This is a genomic window from Prescottella sp. D32 (genome assembly GCF_037287305.1).
In the GTDB taxonomy this organism is placed as follows: Bacteria; Actinomycetota; Actinomycetes; order Mycobacteriales; family Mycobacteriaceae; genus Prescottella; species Prescottella equi.
The window spans coordinates 1,952,740-1,969,545 of sequence record NZ_JARBSW010000001.1 but is presented as its reverse complement, the minus strand read 5'-3'; the positions used below and the strand labels follow the sequence as shown (position 1 = coordinate 1,969,545).

The window sequence follows — 16,806 nt, the reverse complement described above, 5'->3', positions numbered from 1 at the left end:
GGGTCGTGCGGGGTGCACGCACGTGAATGACGGTGCCGGGTTCACCCGGCAACCAGGTCCTGACCGCGCAGGCGCTGCGAGATGACGGTGGTGATGCCGTCGCCGCGCATGCTGACGCCGTACAGCGCGTCGGCGACCTCCATCGTCGGCTTCTGGTGGGTGATCACGATCAGCTGCGACTTCTCCCGCAACTGCTCGAACAACCCGATCAGGCGCCGCAGGTTCGTGTCGTCGAGCGCGGCCTCCACCTCGTCCATGACGTAGAACGGCGACGGCCGGGCCCGGAAGATCGCGACCAGCATCGCGACCGCGGTGAGCGACTTCTCGCCACCGGACAGCAGCGACAGCCGCTTGACCTTCTTGCCCGGCGGCCGGGCCTCCACCTCGATGCCGGTGGTGAGCATGTCCGACGGGTCGGTGAGCACCAGACGGCCCTCGCCGCCCGGGAAGAGTTTCGCGAACACCTCGACGAACTCGCGTTCGACGTCCGCGTACGCCTCCGTGAACATCTGCAGGATGCGGGCGTCGACGTCGGCGACCACCCCGAGCAGGTCCTTGCGCGCGTTCTTGACGTCCTCGAGCTGGGTGGACAGGAAGTTGTACCGCTCCTCGAGCGCCGCGAACTCCTCGAGCGCGAGCGGGTTGACCTTGCCGAGCGTCGCCAGGTCCTTCTCGGCGCGCTTGGCCCGGCGCTCCTGGGAGGCGCGGTCGTACGGCACCGGCGCGGGCCGGGTGACCTGCTCCCCGCGCTCGCGGGCCTGCTCGTACTCCGCGATCTCGAGTTCCGACGGCGGCAGCGCGACGTCGGGCCCGTACTCGGCGATCAAATCGTCGAGGTTGACTGCGTACTGCTCGAGAATCGTCTGTTCGAGCTGCTCGATCCGCAGGGCCGCCTGCGCCCGCGCCACCTCGTCCCGGTGGACCGCATCGGTGAGTGCCGCCATCTGGGCGGTGAGCTGCCGGACGCGCTCCTTGACCGCCTCGACCTGTTCGGTGTGCGCGGCGCGCAGGCGGCTCAGCTCGTCACGGTGTGCCACCGCGTCCGCCACGACGCGGTCGAGACGGTCGGCCACCTTCTGCCCGGCCGAGGCCACTGCGGCCGCCACCTCGGCGGCGGTTCGACGGGCCTGCCGCGCCCGCTCGGCCCGCGCTCGGGCCTCGCGTTCGGCCTGGGCCGCACGACGCAGCGAATCAGCCTTGCCCCGAACGGATTCCGCTCGCTCCTCGGCGGTGCGCACCGCGAGCCGGGCTTCGACCTCCATGGCACGTACCTCGGTGAGCGCAGCCGCGGCGGCCTCCCGTTCGAAATCCGTCGGCGCAGTACTGCCCGAGTCGGCCGCGGCACCGGACTGTTCGTCCTCCGCGCGGCGCAACCGCTCCTCGAGTTCGGCGAGCGCAGCGAGCGTCTCCTCCCGCCCGCTCTCCGCCTTGGCCCGCTGCGCGAGCAGCCGCTCCGACTCGGCGTGGGCCGCCCGGACAACGTGCCCCAGGCGCCCCAGCTGTTCGTAGACCGCGGACATGTTGGCGTCGGACTCGTGCAGAGCGGCCAGCGCCTGCTCCGCGACCTCGGCGCGGTTGGCCTGCTCGGCGACCGCGCCGGCGAGGGCAGCTGCCAGTTCCTCGGAACGTCGCTCGGCCGCCTCGAGTGCCGACGTCGACGCGTCGATCGCGGCCTGCACCTCGAGAGTGCTCGGACGGCGATCGGATCCGCCGGTGACCCAACCGGTTCCGACCAGATCGCCGTCCCGGGTCACCGCCCGCAGGGACGGCTGCCGGCACACGATTTCGGTTGCCGCGTCGAGCGAATCGACGACGGCCACCCGATCGAGGAGGGCATCGACTGCGGCGCGCAGCGATTCGGGGCAGTGCACGTTGTCGGCGATCCACGTCGCCGACTCGGGAAGGTCCGGACGCGGCGCGACGTCGGAATGCTCGGCGGTGTGCAGGATCGCAGCCCGGCCACCGTCGGCGGCGCGCAGTGCCTGCACGGCCGCCGCCGCGGCGGCGGCAGATTCTGCGGCGATCGCGTCGGCCGCCGGACCCATCACCGCGGCGACCGCGGCCTCGTAGCCGGGGTCGACGCGGAGCAGTTCGGCGACGGGGCCGGTGAGCTCGCGATCGGTGTGGTGCTCGAGCAGCCAGGCGCCGCCGTCCTTGCGTTCGAGCCCCATCGACAGCGCGTCGATGCGCGCTCTCAGCGACGCCACATCCTGGCCGGCGTCGCGTTCGGCGGCCTGCAGTTCGGTGACCCGCGCGGTGATCAGGTCGAGTGCCTCGACCGCGCGCTCGTGGTGGCCGTCGAGCCCGAGTTCCCCGGCGTCGAGGTCGTCGACGGTTGCCTCGACCGCGTCGAATTCACGTTGCGCTGCGTCGCCGCGTTCACGGGCCTCGCCGATTGCCACGTCGAGCCGGGCCACCTCGGCGTCCACGGACTCGGCACGGGTACGCAAGGTGTCGACCTGCCCCGCCAGTCGTGCCAGCCCTTCGCGGCGATCCGCGATCGCCCGCACCGCCGCGAAGTGAGCGCGTTCGGCCTCCGCGGACGCCTCCTCACGCTCGGCGAGTTGTTCGCGTGCGGCCTCGAGCGTCGCGCGCGCGATGTCGACGGCGGCGATCAGTTCGGCCTCCTCCGCCGCGATCCGCTCGGCCCGGGCCTCCATCTCGTCGGGATCCTGGCCGCGGCCGGGTTCCGGTTCGCTGTCGAGGTGCCGCGCGCGCTCCTGCGCGATCCGGATGGTCGCACTCACCCGCTCCGCCAGCGCCGACAGCTGGAACCACGTCTGGCTCGCCGCCTCGGCCTGCGGCGTCAGGCGGGCCAGCGCCTGCTCGTGTCCACCGAGTTCGGCAGTCGCCGCCTCGAGCGCCGCCTGCACCGTCTCCTGCTGTTCGCGGGCGAGTTTCTCGTCGTGAGTCTGGTGGGCGAGTTCGGCCCGGCGTGTGACGAGGTCGTCCGCTGCCAGCCGCAACCGCGCGTCGCGCAGGTCGGCCTGAACGGTCTGTGCGCGTCGCGCGACCTCGGCCTGGCGACCGAGCGGTTTGAGCTGTCGGCGCAACTCGGCGGTGAGGTCGGTGAGCCGCGCGAGGTTGGCCTGCATCGCGTCGAGCTTGCGGACCGCCTTTTCCTTGCGCTTGCGGTGTTTGAGAACGCCCGCGGCCTCCTCGATGAACGCGCGCCGGTCCTCGGGACGCGATTCGAGGATTGCGGACAGCCGACCCTGCCCGACGATGACGTGCATCTCCCGGCCGATACCGGAGTCGCTGAGCAGTTCCTGCACGTCCATCAGGCGGCACGAGTTGCCGTTGATCTCGTACTCGCCGGCGCCGTCGCGGAACATCCGTCGTGTGATGGACACCTCGGAGTACTCGATGGGCAGGGCGCCGTCGGAGTTGTCGATCGTGAGCGTCACCTCGGCGCGGCCGAGCGGGGCCCGCCCGGCGGTGCCGGCGAAGATGACGTCCTGCATCTTGCCGCCGCGCAGCGCCTTCGCGCCCTGCTCCCCCATCACCCAGGTGAGGGCGTCGACCACGTTCGACTTGCCGGAGCCGTTGGGTCCCACGACACACGTGATGCCCGGCTCGAACCGCAGAGTCGTTGCGGACGCAAAGGACTTGAAGCCCTTCAACGTCAGACTCTTCAGGTGCATGACGGTGGACTCTACCGGCGGATCAACGCTCGACGAATCCGGAAAGGCCTCCGCGTGCCGCGTCGATGTGCTCGACTACCAGCGTCACGTTTCCCGGCGTCTGTCCCGATCGCAGCAGCTCGAGCAGCCGCTCGAGTTGCGGGCGCGGGCCCTCGGCGATCACCAGCACCCGCCCGTCGGCGTGGTTGGTGGCGTGGCCGACCAGCCCGAGTTCGAGGGCACGTGCCCGCGTCCACCACCGGAAGCCGACACCCTGGACGTAGCCGTGAACCCAGGCGGTGAGGCGTTCGGTGTCGGAAGTCATGGCTGCCATTATCCGACGGGCGGTGTCAGCTTCCGGACGGCGCCGTCGAAGCCCACCGCGTACAGGGCGCGGCTGTCCCATCCGGGACCCGCACCGAACTTCACGGCCGACGTCAACATGAGCCCCGACGCTATCTCGCAACTCGTACCCGCGACGGGATCCACCCGCAGCACCTTGCCCGCGACGTTGTACGCCAGGTAGACGGCGCCGTCCGGGCCGACGGTGAGGTCGTCGGCGACGTTGAGCGGACCGATGCCGGGCAGCGGGATCGGTCGGACCGGGCCACGCAGATCCGACGCGGAGAGGACCTTCAGCTCGCTGACCGGGTCGAACGACGTCGTCAGGTACACGCGCTCACCGTCGCCGGCGATCCCGTCGACCGTGCCCAGGTCGGTGCGCACGCGCTCGGACGTGCCGGGGCGGTCCGCGGGGATCCGGGTGAGTCCGGGGGTTCCCAGGTTGTGGGTGGTGAGCAGGTCGCCGTTGCCGAGTCGGGCGAGACCGTTGGGCATCACGAGACCGCCGGCCACGGTTCGGCGCTCGCGGCTCACCAGGTTCACCACGTCGACGGTGCCGTCAGCGATGTTCAAGAGCCCGGAAACCGCGCTGTTACCGGTGGTGAAGTACACGTCGTCGCCGGATACGGCCAGCCCACCCGGACCGTTCACTGGATCGGCGAGCGTTCCCCGCGCACCCGACGCGTCGAGCGTGCGCACAGCGCCGGGCGCCGTCATCGACGAATCCGACAGCAGCATGGAACCGCGACCGTCGAACGCAAGGTTCTCGAGCATCCCGTAGCCGGACGCGATCGTCACGACGTCCCAACGCGGACAACCGATCCCGTCACTCGACGACTGGGCCGACGCCGGCGACCCTGTCAGCAGTGTCGTGACTGCTGCCGCCGCAAGCGCAAGAACTCCGAGCCGCACCCTTCGCTGACTCCGCACAATGTCCCCCATGTCCGTCCGTTCCGGGCCGAGGGCGCGATTGTTGCAGACGTCGAGCCTGCAGGGATCGGAATCGACCCGCACAACGCCGTCGAACCAGGACCTCGGATCGGTCCGGATCACCTGTATGCCATGCGCGGGCGACTCGATCGGCATCATCCGGCGTGAATCCCGAGCGCACGGTCGGCGGATGCTCACGCCAACCGACCAGTCCCGAACTGTCGCGACCCCAGACGCGGACGACCAACGTAATCGTCGAATCCGCCCAGTCCAACCCGGTCCCCGAGTTCTAACGACCGGTCAGGAATACATCTGCGACAGCAACCACCAACGCCGACGCACAACCAACAGCGATACCGGCAATCTGCGGCGATCCAGGCCGGAAGTGCCGTACGAGGTAGCCGGCCCCAGCTCCCACCAATCCGATGGCGAGCACACCGCCGAAGATTGAGAACAACGTCATGAACGCGACCATGGTGACCGCCGCTCCGATTGCAGCCCCTACGGAATGGCCGGCGGTGCCGGCGATAGCTACGGGGAACTGCCACACCAGGGCTGTCAAGCCGGCCGCGACAGGGGCCGAGAGCACTGCAGAGCAAGCCCCTCCCCGCAAGCTACGTTTTGAACTGGGCTGCATGGTATGCCAGTGTGCCTTGCCCGCTTCGGAGGGTCGATCAGGTGTGAGCGTTTGTGCCGTAGCCGGTTTCAGTTCCGCTTCCACATGCCGTGCCGCTGTCCGGGCGGGCCTACCGAGGTGTGGGTCGACCCCCGTCGACCTACACCAAGATCAGGAGCCCGATGTTTCGGACACGATGACGCCTGACACCACACGCAGGAACCCTGCGATCACGTCCGGCTGCGACAGCCACATCCATTGACTCGAACATCAGTTCGAACTAAGCTTGCATCATGAATCCGGGGGGACTCAACGACACGGGCATCGCAGCTACCGCGCTGCAGCCCGACGACGTGCGCCTGCTCACCGAAATCACATTGCTGCAGAACACTCTCGAAGTCACCCGCGAGATCGAACGCCTCGAGGCATTGCGGGTCGCGATGGTCTCCGAAATCGACGAGCGCGCAGTCTCGTTCGACACCCTCGGCTTCCGCAGCGTCAAGCAGTGGCTGGCCGCGAACACATTGCTGGAAGTGCCGGCCGCAGCCCGGATCCTCGCGTTGGGCAGGATGCTGAGCCGGCAGCCCGAGATCGCTGACGCCTTCAACTCCGGCGATATATCGGCCGAGCATGCGGCGTTGATCGGGAAGTTCTGCGAAACCCCACCCCGCGGCATGCCGAACGAAGCGTTGGATTCCTGCCGGAAGGTGTTGCTGGACAGCGCCTCCGGAACCACTGCAACCACCATGACCGTCCGCACCTGCATCTCCCGGCTCGAGCGGATCTTCGAATCCGACGAACTGCCACCCAGCGAGGACACCGAACGCAACGAGTTCCATGCGTCGAAGACCTTGAACGGGCGAGTTGCAGTCAAGGGTGATCTCGACGCAGTCACCGGAGAGATGCTCCTGACCGCCCTGTCGACGTTGACCAAGCCGCGCAACCCGATGGACGACCCCGCCGGCGCCCGCACCCCGGCGCGGCAGCGGGCCGATGCGTTCGCAGAGATTCTGCACCGCTACCTCGACTCGGGCGAGGCGCCCATCGAGGGTGGCGAGCGACCCCATCTATCCCTGCACGTGAACGCGCAGGACCTCGCGCGTGCCGACGCGGACCACGAGTGGACAGGCTCGGACGGCGATCCGGACCTGTTCGGCGACAAAGACATCGCCCGCATGCCACACCTGGGACCACTGTCGATCGCGACCGCCCGCAGATTGGCCTGCGACTGCCACCTCACGCCGATCGTCATGAGCGACAGCGTCCCGATCGATCTGGGCCGCACCAGTAGGACTGTGTCGAAGAAGCAACGGCGGGCACTCATCGCCCGCGATCACGGCTGCGCCTTCCCCGGCTGCGGCGCAGTGCCCGCCCACTGCGAAGGCCACCACGTCACACATTGGGCCGACGGCGGACCCACCGACCTCGACAACCTCGTCCTACTCTGCCGCTACCACCACCAGCTACTGCATCACAGCCACTGGGAAGTCCACATAGGCCCGGACAGAAAGCCGTGGTTCACCCCACCGTCGACCGTGGATACCTACAAGAAACCCATCCCCGCCCACAATCGCGCCGGACCCCGGGCGGCGTAGGCACCGTCGACGCCTGCCGTCACCCAGGACGGCAGGCGTCGACCAGGCGTGCTCTAGTCGCGCTTGATCGTCAACGTCACCTTGGTGCCGGCCTTGAGCGTGCGGCCGACGGTGCAGACTTTGTCGACCGAACGCTCGACGAGCGCGACCAGTCGATCCTGGGCTTCTACGTCGAGTTCGCTGAGATCGAGTTCGAGAACCTCGTCGAGCTGCGGGTACACCTCGTTCTCCCGGTCGGCCGCGCCGGACACGCGGATGGTGGCGTCGTAGTCGTCACCGAGACGGCGCGACAGCGGGAAGTCCGAGCTCATTCCCGAGCACGCGGCCAGCGCGATCTTGAGCAGTTCACCGGGGGTGAATACGCCCTCCACCGACTCCGATCCGATCCGGACCTCGGCGCCACGCGAGCTACGTCCGGTGTAGAGGCGGGTTCCGGTGCGCTCGACCCAGAGTTCGGTGGGCGTGGGTGCGGGAGTCTGTTCAGCCATGAGTGGAGATCCTGCCATCTTCCGGTGCCTCGTCCCACACCTGGATGCCCGAGATCTCCGGCACTTCGTCGCGGTGGAACGTCGGGTCCTTGCCCTCCGCGCGCTGACGTCGATAGTGGCCGAACAGCAGGAACGCGACACCCGACAGCGGCAGCAGTGCGGCCAGGTTCACGGTAGCCATGACACCCATTACCAGGTCGGCGAGCGCCCAGATCAATGGCAGTGATCCGACGGCCCCGGCGAACACACACACCACGACGATCGCCCGGAACCCCTGCAGCACGCGTCGGCTTCCCGTGAGGAACTCGATGTTGGATTCGCCGTAGTAGTAGTTGCCGATCACCGACGTGAAGGCGAGGAAGAAGATCGCGAAGGTCAGGAAGTGCACGGTCCAGCCGCCGAGCTGCGCGCTGAGTGCGTTCTGCGTCAGTGACGCGCCGGCCTTGGTCCCGTAGTCCGGGTTCGACAGCAGGATGATGAACGCCGTTGCGGTGCAGACCAGCAACGTGTCGAAGTAGACGCCCAGGCTCTGCACCAGACCCTGCTTGACCGGGTGTGAGACAGCGGCCGTCGCACCGGCATTGGGGGCCGAACCCATGCCCGCCTCGTTCGAGAAGAGCCCCCGTCGGATGCCTTGCATGAACGCGGCCGCGAATCCGCCGCTGACCACCTCACGGATGCCGAAGGCGTTCTCCACAACGAGCCGGATCATGCCGGGCACCTCGGTGATGTTGAGCGCCACCACAATCAGAGCGATGACCAGATATGCGCCCGCGACCACCGGGACCACCACCTGCGACACGGCCGAGATCCGGCGCACCCCACCGAAGATCACAGCAGCCGTCAGACCCGCGACCACGAGCCCGACGACGATGCTCAGTGCGCGGGAGTCCTCGCCCACGGAGGTGGACACCGCGTCGACGATCGAGTTCGTCTGCACCGCATTGAAGACGAAGCCGTACGTGACGGTGATGATGACGGCGAAGATCACGCCCATCCAGCGACGGCGCAGTCCGTGCAGCATGTAGTAGGCCGGTCCGCCCCGGAAGCCTCCGTCCTTGTCGCGGATCTTGTAGACCTGCGCCAGCGTCGACTCGACGAACGCCGTGGCGGCGCCGATGAGGGCCATCACCCACATCCAGAACACCGCGCCGGGTCCGCCGACGCTGATCGCGATCGCGACGCCGGCGATGTTGCCGGTGCCCACCCGCGACGCCGCCGAGATCGAGAAGGCGCGGAACGCCGAGATCCCCTTCTCCCCGTCGGGCAGCGTCTCGGCCGGCTCGGTGACCGATCGGAGCATGTCCGGCAGCAACCGGATCTGGACGAACCGGGACCGCACCGTGAAGTACAGGCCGAGCCCGACCAGCAGCACGATTACTGCGTACCAGTACGCATCGTTGACGTCGGTGACCAGTTCCACGAGCGAGTCCACATCAGCGACTATGCGGGACGCTCGTCCGGTCCGCCAGTCGCGAACCGACCGTTAGTTGCTACACCTGGAACCGATACCCCATACCGGTCTCGGTCAGCAGATGCCGCGGTTTCGACGGGTCGACCTCGAGCTTGCGACGCAGTTGTGCGAGGTAAACCCGCAGATAGTGCGTCTCGGTGGCATACGCGGGACCCCACACCTCGCGGAGGAGTTCCTTCTGCCCCACCAGTTTGCCCTTGTTCCGGACGAGCATCTCGAGCATGCCCCACTCGGTCGGCGTCAAGTGCACCTCGGCCCCATCACGGGTGACCTTTTTCGCGGCCAGGTCGACCGTGAACGAATCGGTCACGACGACGGGCTCACCGGTCTCCGCGGCCGCCGCGCCGCGCCGGACCGCGGCCCGCAGGCGCGCGAGGAACTCGTCCATCCCGAACGGTTTGGTGACGTAGTCGTCCGCCCCCGCGTCGAGCGCCTCCACTTTGTCCGACGAGTCGGTCCGGGCCGACAACACGATCACCGGCGCCGTGCACCACCCGCGCAGACCCGCCAGTACCTCGATGCCGTCCATGTCCGGCAGGCCCAGATCGAGGACGATCACCTCCGGGTGCCGCTCGGCTGCCGCCCGCAGCGCCGCCGCCCCGGTCGACGCGGTCGTCACTTCGTAGCCACGGACACTGAGATTGATCCGCAGTGCCCTCAGGATCTGCGGCTCGTCGTCCACCACCAGCACCCGCGTCATCGGGCCCCTTCCACTTCCCCGGCACCCGCGGGTGCCGCATCCAGTTCCACGATCATCGTCAGTCCACCGCCGGGGGTGTCGGTCACCCCGACCGTGCCGCCCATCGCCTCGACGAACCCCTTGACCACCGACAGCCCGAGGCCCACGCCCACGGTGTTGTCGCGGTCGCCGAGTCGCTGGAAGGCGTCGAAGACCTGCTCGTGGGTGCCTCGCACCAATCCCGGTCCGGTGTCGGCGACGGTGATCGTCATGTGGTCGCCCGCGCGAGCCGCTCCGATCCGAACCGGCTCGTCGGGCGCGTATCGCAGCGCGTTGTCGACGAGGTTGGCGATCACACGCTCGAGCAGGCCGGCGTCCGCCATCACCGCGGCGTCGCCCACCTCGACCTTCACCTGGTCCCGGACCCGTCGTGCGGACCCGGGCCCACCGAACCCCGCGCCGACCAACGCCCGGTGCACCACCTCCTCGAGGTACACCCGGCGCAGCGTCGGTTTCACGACGCCCGCGGCCAGACGCGAGGAATCGAGCAGGTTGCCGACGAGAGCGGTCAGCTGGTCCGTCGACTCCTCCACGGTGGCGAGCAGTTCCGCGGTGTCCTCGGGTGAGAACTCGACGTCGTCGCTGCGCAGGCTCGACACCGCGGCCTTGACCGCGGCGAGTGGGGTGCGCAGGTCGTGGCTGACGGCGGAGAGCAGCGACCGACGCAGCCGGTCGGCCTCCGCGAGGGCCTGCGCCTTGCTGGCTTCCTCGGCGAGTTGCCGCTGCCGGATCAGGCCCACGGCCTGATTCGCGACCGCGTACAGGACCTTGCGGTCCCGGGCGCCCAGTTCTTCGCCCGCGAGCAGCAGGGCGTATTCGCCGTCGCTCACCTCGCACACCGTGCCGGCCTCGTCGACGGTGCTCGGCGCCGACGCCCCCGCCGCGCTCACGACGCCCTCCCCGCGCCGGACGACGCTGACCCCGGTCTGCGAGTACGTCTCACGCACCTTCTCGAGCAGCGCGGGCAGATCCGCGCCGCGCAACACCGAGCCGGCGAACAGCGCCAGCAGTTCGGCCTCCTGCGACGCCCGTCTGGCTTCGCGCGACCGTTTGGCCGCCGCGTCGACGAGGATCGCCACCGCGACCGCGACCACCAGCAGCACGACGGTGGTGATGAAGTTGTCCGGTTGGGCGATGGTGAAGCTGTAGAGCGGGGCGGTGAAGAAATAGTTGAGCAGCAGGCCCGAGATCAACGCGGACAGGATCGCGGGCCCGACGCCGCCGAGCAGTGACACCACGAGCACGACGACGAAGAACAACGCGTTCTGTCCGCCGACCCCCGCCACCCGGTCGATCAGCCCCATCAGGGCGGCAGCGATCGACGGGACGACGACGGCGGCCAGCCACGACACCGCGCGCCGTTCGCCGCGACCGAGGAACGAGATCCGGTGCCGGGTCGCGGCCTCGTCGTGCGTCACCATGTGCACGTCGATCTTCCCGGACTGCTGGACGATCGCTGCCCCGATCCCCTCGTCGAGGATCCGGGCCCACCGCGACCGCCGGGACGTCCCGATGACGAGTTGGGTGGCGTTGACCTCGCGGGCGAATTCGAGCAGCGTGGTCGGGACGTCGTCGCCGACCACGCTGTGCAGGCTCGCGCCGATGCTCGTGGCGAGCTTGCGCACCTTCCCCATCTCGGCGGCGGACACCCCTTCGATGCCGTCGCCGCGGACCACGTGCACCACCATCAGTTCCGCGCTCGCCTTGCCGGCGATACGGCTCGCGCGCCGTACGAGGGTTTCGGATTCGGGACCCCCGGTTACGGCGACGACGACGCGTTCGCGTGCTTCCCACGTGTCGGTGATCTTGTTCTCGGCGCGGTACCTGGCGAGGGCGGCGTCCACCTGGTCCGCGACCCACAGCAACGCGAGTTCGCGCAGCGCCGTGAGGTTTCCGCGTCGGAAGTAGTTGCCGAGCGCCGCATCGACCTTCTCGGCGGAGTACACGTTTCCGTGAGAGAGCCTGCGTCGCAGCGCTTCCGGGGTGATGTCGACGAGCTCCACCTGCGATGCGGCCCGCACCACAGCGTCCGGCACCGTCTCCTGCTGAGTCACACCGGTGATCTGTTGGACCACGTCGTTGAGACTTTCGAGGTGCTGGACGTTGAGGGTCGAGAGTACGTCGATCCCGGCGTCGAGCAGCTCGTAGACGTCCTGCCAGCGCTTCTCGTTCCGGCTGCCCGGGGTGTTCGTGTGGGCGAGTTCGTCGACGAGCACCACCGCCGGCCGCCGCGCCAGCACGGCCTCGACGTCGAGTTCGGGCATCGCCGTGCCGCGGTACTCGACGAACTTCGGTGGAATCAGCTCGAGTCCGGCGGCCTGCTCGGCGGTGCGGGCGCGGCCGTGGGTTTCCACCACGGCCGCGACCACGTCACCACCACGTTCGAGGCGCCGGTGCGCCTCCCCGAGCATCGCGTACGTCTTGCCGACGCCCGGCGCCGCACCGAGATAGATGCGCAGCTCACCACGGCGCGGCGCGCGGTGCTGCTCGGGACTGCTCACAACGCCATCATTCACCCGCGGGGACCGCATTGCATCCGGGTGCGGTCAGTCCGAGCGCGACGTTGAGTTCGAGCACGTTGACGCGCTCGGCACCGAGGAAACCGAGCTGACGGCCCTCGGTGTGCTCGGCCACGAGCTCTCGGACCCGGTCCTCCCCCAGGCCTGTGGCCGCGGCGACGCGCGGCACCTGCAGCTGCGCGTAGGCGGGTGAGATGTGGGGATCGATGCCGGAGCCGGACCCGGTGACCGCGTCGACGGGGACGTCCCGCGCAGGCACGCCCTCCCGCTCGGCGACGGCTGCCCGGCGCGCCTCGACGAACCCGGCCAGCACCTCGCTGCTGGGGCCCTGATTGCCGGGCAGGGCCGCTGCAGGGTCACCGGGTGCGAACGGGTCCTCGTCCGCGACCGAGCCGACGACCCGGTTGTGGAAGAACGGATCCGGCTCGCCGGCCGGGACCTGTGGATCGACGCCGACCCAGCGGCTGCCCACGACACACCCCGCGGCGTCGTGGACCGGAGAGCCCTCCGCGGACCCCGAGGCGATGCGTCCCACGCCCCATACGGCGGCCGGATACAGCACCCCGAGGATCGCCGTGAGCGTAAGGAGGACGAGCAGCCCCGCCCACACCTGCTTGAGGAAACCGATAGCGAATCTCATTGGCTTTTCACCCGATTCCAGGAATGAGGCGGACGACGAGGTCGATCACCCAGATTCCGACGAAGGGGGTGACCACACCGCCCACGCCGTAGATCAACAGGTTTCGGCCGAGCAGTTTCGATGCGGCCGCGGGCCGATAGCGGACGCCCCTGAGCGCCAACGGGATCAGTCCGACGATGACGAGAGCATTGAAGATCACCGCCGACAGGATCGCCGACTGCGGAGTCGCCAGATGCATGATGTTCAGCACCGCGAGCTGCGGATAGATCGCACTGAAGAGCGCCGGCAGGATCGCGAAGTACTTCGCGAGATCGTTCGCGAGCGAGAACGTCGTGAGCGCCCCGCGGGTGATCAGCAACTGCTTGCCGATCTCGACCACCTCGATCAGCTTGGTCGGATCCGAGTCGAGGTCCACCATGTTGCCGGCCTCCTTCGCGGCCGACGTCCCGGTGTTCATCGCGACGCCGACGTCGGCCTGCGCGAGGGCGGGGGCGTCGTTGGTGCCGTCGCCGGTCATCGCGACCAGGCGTCCGCCCTCCTGCTCCTGACGGATCCTCTCGAGCTTGTCCTCGGGCGTGGCCTCGGCCATGAAGTCGTCGACCCCGGCCTCCTCCGCGATGGCCCGCGCAGTGAGCGGGTTGTCGCCGGTCACCATGACGGTGCGGATCCCCATGGCCCGCAACTCCGCGAACCGTTCGGCGATCCCCGGCTTGACGACGTCGGTCAGCGCGATCACGCCGAGCACCGTCGCCGTGCCACGCTCGGCGACCGCCACCACGAGCGGGGTGCCGCCCCCGAGGGCGACCTCCTCGACCGAGTCGGACACGGCCGGATCGACCGCCGCACCGTACCCGGCGACCCACGCCAGCACGGCGTCACCGGCACCCTTACGGATCTGCTGCCGGCCGGTGCCGGTGGCGATGTCCAGTCCGCTCATTCGGGTCTGCGCCGTGAACTCGACGAACTCGGCGCCCCGCTCGCTGTCGGAAGCCTCGGTGGAGAGCCCGTACCGCTCGGCACACAGCTCGACGATGCTCCGCCCCTCGGGGGTGCCGTCCGCGAGGCTGGACAGCCTTGCCGCGGCGGCCAATTCGTCCTCCGACCGGCCCGGCGCCGGATGGAGCGCGGTGGCCCGGCGGTTGCCGAAGGTGATGGTGCCGGTCTTGTCCATCAGCAGCGTGTCGATGTCGCCGGCGGCCTCGACCGCGCGGCCCGACATCGCCAGCACGTTGCGCTGCACCAGCCGGTCCATCCCGGCGATACCGATCGCGGACAGCAGCGCGCCGATCGTGGTCGGGATCAGGCACACCAGCAGCGCGATGAGCTTGACCGGATCCTGAGCCTCACCCGCGTACTCGCCCATCGGTCCGATCGCGACCACCGCGAGCAGAAAGATGATCGTGAGCGACGCGAGCAGGATGTTCAGCGCGATCTCGTTGGGCGTCTTCTTGCGCGACGCCCCCTCGACGAGCGCGATCATCCGGTCCACGAACGAATGCCCCGGCGCGCAGGTGATCTTCACGACGATCCGGTCGGAGAGCACCGTGGTGCCACCGGTGACGGCGCACCGGTCGCCCCCGGACTCGCGGACGACGGGCGCGGATTCGCCGGTGATGGCCGACTCGTCGACGGTCGCGATGCCCTCGACGACGTCGCCGTCGCCGGGAATCACCTCGCCCGCCTCGACCACCACGGTGTCGCCGACCACGAGCGTGGTGGCCGAGACCTCCTCGACCGCGCCGGACGCCGTGACCCGTCGGGCCACGGTGTCCTGCTTCACCTTCCGCAGGCTCGCGGCCTGGGCCTTGCCACGGCCTTCGGCGACCGACTCGGCGAGGTTCGCGAAGAGCACCGTGAACCACAGCCAGGCGGCAATCGCCCACGAGAACACCGTCGGCTGCACGATCGCCATCACCGTGGTCACGACGGACCCGACGAGGACGACGAACATCACCGGGTTGCGGGCCTGGTGGCGTGGATCGAGTTTGCGCACCGCGCCGGGCAGCGACGTGATCAGCTGCCGGGGACTGAAGATGCCGGCCGCGACCGGCGCGTGGCCGTGCGCGGAATCCGCGTCGGGCACATCGGTGGGAACGTCGGTCACGGGGACCGTCGTGTGGGTCTGAAGACTCATTGCAGGGCCTCCGAGATGGGCCCGAGAGCGAGGGCCGGGAAGAAGGTGAGGGCCGCGACCAGCACGACGGTGCCGGTGAGCAGTCCCGTGAACATGGGGCCGGACGTGGGCAGGGTGCCCGCACCGGCGGGTGTCCGACGCTGCGCGGAGAGCGATCCCGCGAGCGCGAGGACGAACAGGATCGGCAGGAAACGTCCCAACAGCATGCAGACACCGAGCGCCGACTGGAACCAGTCGCTCGTGACCGTGAGGCCGCCGAACGCGCTGCCGTTGTTGTTGGACGCCGACGCGAATGCGTACAGCACCTCGGTGAAGCCGTGGATGGACTGCGGAGTGCCGGGATCGCCACTGTTGCCGAGGTATCCGACGGTCGAGCCGAGGATGACGGTGATGCCGGTGCCGATCAGGACGAGGGCGGGCATCACGAGCACCGACAGTGCCGCGAGCGTGATCTCACGCTGCCCGAGCTTCTTGCCGAGGTATTCGGGGGTACGTCCGACGAGCAGACCACCGACGAACACCGCGATGAGGGCGAGGACGAGGATGCCGTACAGGCCGGTCCCGACGCCGCCGGGCGCGATCTCGCCGAGCAGCATGTTCAGCAGTACCGCACCGCCGCCGAGCGGCGACATACTGTCGTGCGCCGAGTTCACGGCACCGGTACTGGTGCCCGTCGTGGCGACGGCGAACAGTGCCGATCCGGGGATTCCGAAGCGGACTTCCTTGCCCTCCATCATCGACCCGGCCGCCGTCGCCGCGGCGCCGCGCGCCCCGGATTCGGCCGCGAGCGTCACCGCGAGCAGGCCGAAGAACAGCGTCGACATCACGGCGAGGAGAGTCAGGCCCTGCCGACGGTCGCCGACCAGTGTGCCGAACGTGCGGGTGAGGCTGACAGGGATCAGCAGGATTGCGAGGATCTCCACGATGTTCGTGATCGGGGTGGGATTCTCGAACGGATGCGCCGAGTTGGCGGCAAGGATGCCACCGCCGTTGGTGCCGAGTTCCTTGATCGCCTCCTGCGAGGCCACCGGGGCCAGTGCATTCGTGACAGTGGTCCCGTCGAGCCCGGTGGACGAGAAGCCGGTCCGGAACGACTGGATCACGCCCTGGCTCAGCAGGATCAACGCGATCACGAAGGCGAAGGGCAGCAGGATGCGCAGGGCACCGCGGGTGAGATCGACCCAGAAGTTGCCGATCTCGCCGCCCCGCGAGACGCGGACGAATCCACGGATGAGCGCCGCCGCGACGGCCATGCCGACGGCGGCGGACACGAAGTTCTGGACGGCCAGGCCCGCGGCCTGCGTCAGGTGGCTCATCGTCGTCTCCGGGACGTACGACTGCCAGTTGGTGTTGGCGACGAACGACGCCGCGGTGTTGAACGCAACGGCGGGACTCACGCCCTCCAGGCCGCCGCCGAGCGGCAGCACTCCCTGGATCCGCTGCAGGAAGTAGAGCAGCAGCACGCTCGCGGCCGAGAAGCCGAGCAGGCTGCCGGCGTAGCCGTACCAGGTCTGCTCGGTGCGGGGATTGATCCGGCAGAGCCGGTACACGACAGTTTCGATGCGCAGATCCCCGGACCGGAGATCTGTGTCGGTGGTGTAGACCTTCGCCATGTAGTCACCGACGGGGACGTACAGAATCGCTAGCACGGCAACGACCAGTGCTATCTGCAGTCCCGCTGCGAGAGCGGGATTCATGTGTGGAGA

The 16,806-nt window shown here is 68.9% G+C and carries 11 protein-coding genes; 1 reads left to right on the top strand and 10 read right to left on the bottom strand.

The window, feature by feature from the left end; translation table 11 throughout:
• Positions 1–41: 41 nt before the first annotated feature.
• Genes smc through PSS76_RS09065 form a run of 3 tightly spaced genes read right to left on the bottom strand, consistent with a single transcriptional unit; the run spans position 42 to position 4,907 of the window.
• Positions 42–3,644 (bottom strand): chromosome segregation protein SMC, encoded by a 3,603-nt coding sequence (gene smc, locus PSS76_RS09075; protein WP_337456120.1) that lies wholly within the window; start codon positions 3,642–3,644, stop codon positions 42–44.
• 22 nt (positions 3,645–3,666) lie between these two features.
• The gene (locus PSS76_RS09070; RefSeq protein ID WP_013416579.1) at positions 3,667–3,948 is read right to left on the bottom strand and encodes an acylphosphatase; all 282 of its coding nucleotides are present in this window, start codon (positions 3,946–3,948) and stop codon (positions 3,667–3,669) included.
• Positions 3,949–3,956: 8 nt separating this feature from the next.
• Positions 3,957–4,907 (bottom strand): SMP-30/gluconolactonase/LRE family protein, encoded by a 951-nt coding sequence (locus PSS76_RS09065; protein ID WP_443147371.1) that lies wholly within the window; start codon positions 4,905–4,907, stop codon positions 3,957–3,959.
• Between the two features lie 897 nt (positions 4,908–5,804).
• Here PSS76_RS09065 and PSS76_RS09060 point away from each other — a divergent pair.
• A complete protein-coding gene (locus PSS76_RS09060) occupies positions 5,805–7,106 on the top strand; it encodes an HNH endonuclease signature motif containing protein (protein ID WP_084845785.1) in 1,302 nt (433 codons plus the stop codon).
• A gap of 53 nt (positions 7,107–7,159) precedes the next feature.
• On the opposite strand, the gene PSS76_RS09055 is transcribed toward PSS76_RS09060, so the two are convergent.
• The 7 genes from PSS76_RS09055 to kdpA are packed head-to-tail and all read right to left on the bottom strand — an operon-like array spanning position 7,160 to position 16,797.
• On the bottom strand, positions 7,160–7,594 hold the full coding sequence (locus PSS76_RS09055) for an OsmC family protein (RefSeq protein ID WP_064057653.1): 435 nt from the start codon (positions 7,592–7,594) through the stop codon (positions 7,160–7,162).
• Positions 7,587–9,029 (bottom strand): alanine/glycine:cation symporter family protein, encoded by a 1,443-nt coding sequence (locus PSS76_RS09050; RefSeq protein ID WP_013416583.1) that lies wholly within the window; start codon positions 9,027–9,029, stop codon positions 7,587–7,589. The genes PSS76_RS09055 and PSS76_RS09050 overlap by 8 nt, the downstream gene beginning before the upstream one ends.
• A 58-nt stretch (positions 9,030–9,087) precedes the next feature.
• The gene (locus tag PSS76_RS09045; protein ID WP_005512090.1) at positions 9,088–9,768 is read right to left on the bottom strand and encodes a response regulator; all 681 of its coding nucleotides are present in this window, start codon (positions 9,766–9,768) and stop codon (positions 9,088–9,090) included.
• Complete coding sequence (locus PSS76_RS09040; RefSeq protein ID WP_337456118.1) at positions 9,765–12,338, bottom strand: sensor histidine kinase; 2,574 nt, start codon at positions 12,336–12,338, stop codon at positions 9,765–9,767. Before PSS76_RS09040 ends, PSS76_RS09045 begins: the two co-directional genes overlap by 4 nt.
• Positions 12,316–12,966: a potassium-transporting ATPase subunit C gene (locus PSS76_RS09035; protein WP_064057655.1), complete on the bottom strand. Its 651-nt coding sequence runs from the start codon at positions 12,964–12,966 to the stop codon at positions 12,316–12,318. Before PSS76_RS09035 ends, PSS76_RS09040 begins: the two co-directional genes overlap by 23 nt.
• Positions 12,967–12,973: 7 nt before the next feature.
• Complete coding sequence (gene kdpB / locus PSS76_RS09030) at positions 12,974–15,100, bottom strand: potassium-transporting ATPase subunit KdpB (RefSeq protein WP_084968354.1); 2,127 nt, start codon at positions 15,098–15,100, stop codon at positions 12,974–12,976.
• On the bottom strand, positions 15,097–16,797 hold the full coding sequence (gene kdpA / locus PSS76_RS09025; protein WP_064077596.1) for a potassium-transporting ATPase subunit KdpA: 1,701 nt from the start codon (positions 16,795–16,797) through the stop codon (positions 15,097–15,099). The genes kdpB and kdpA overlap by 4 nt, the downstream gene beginning before the upstream one ends.
• Between the last annotated feature and the right edge of the window lie 9 nt (positions 16,798–16,806).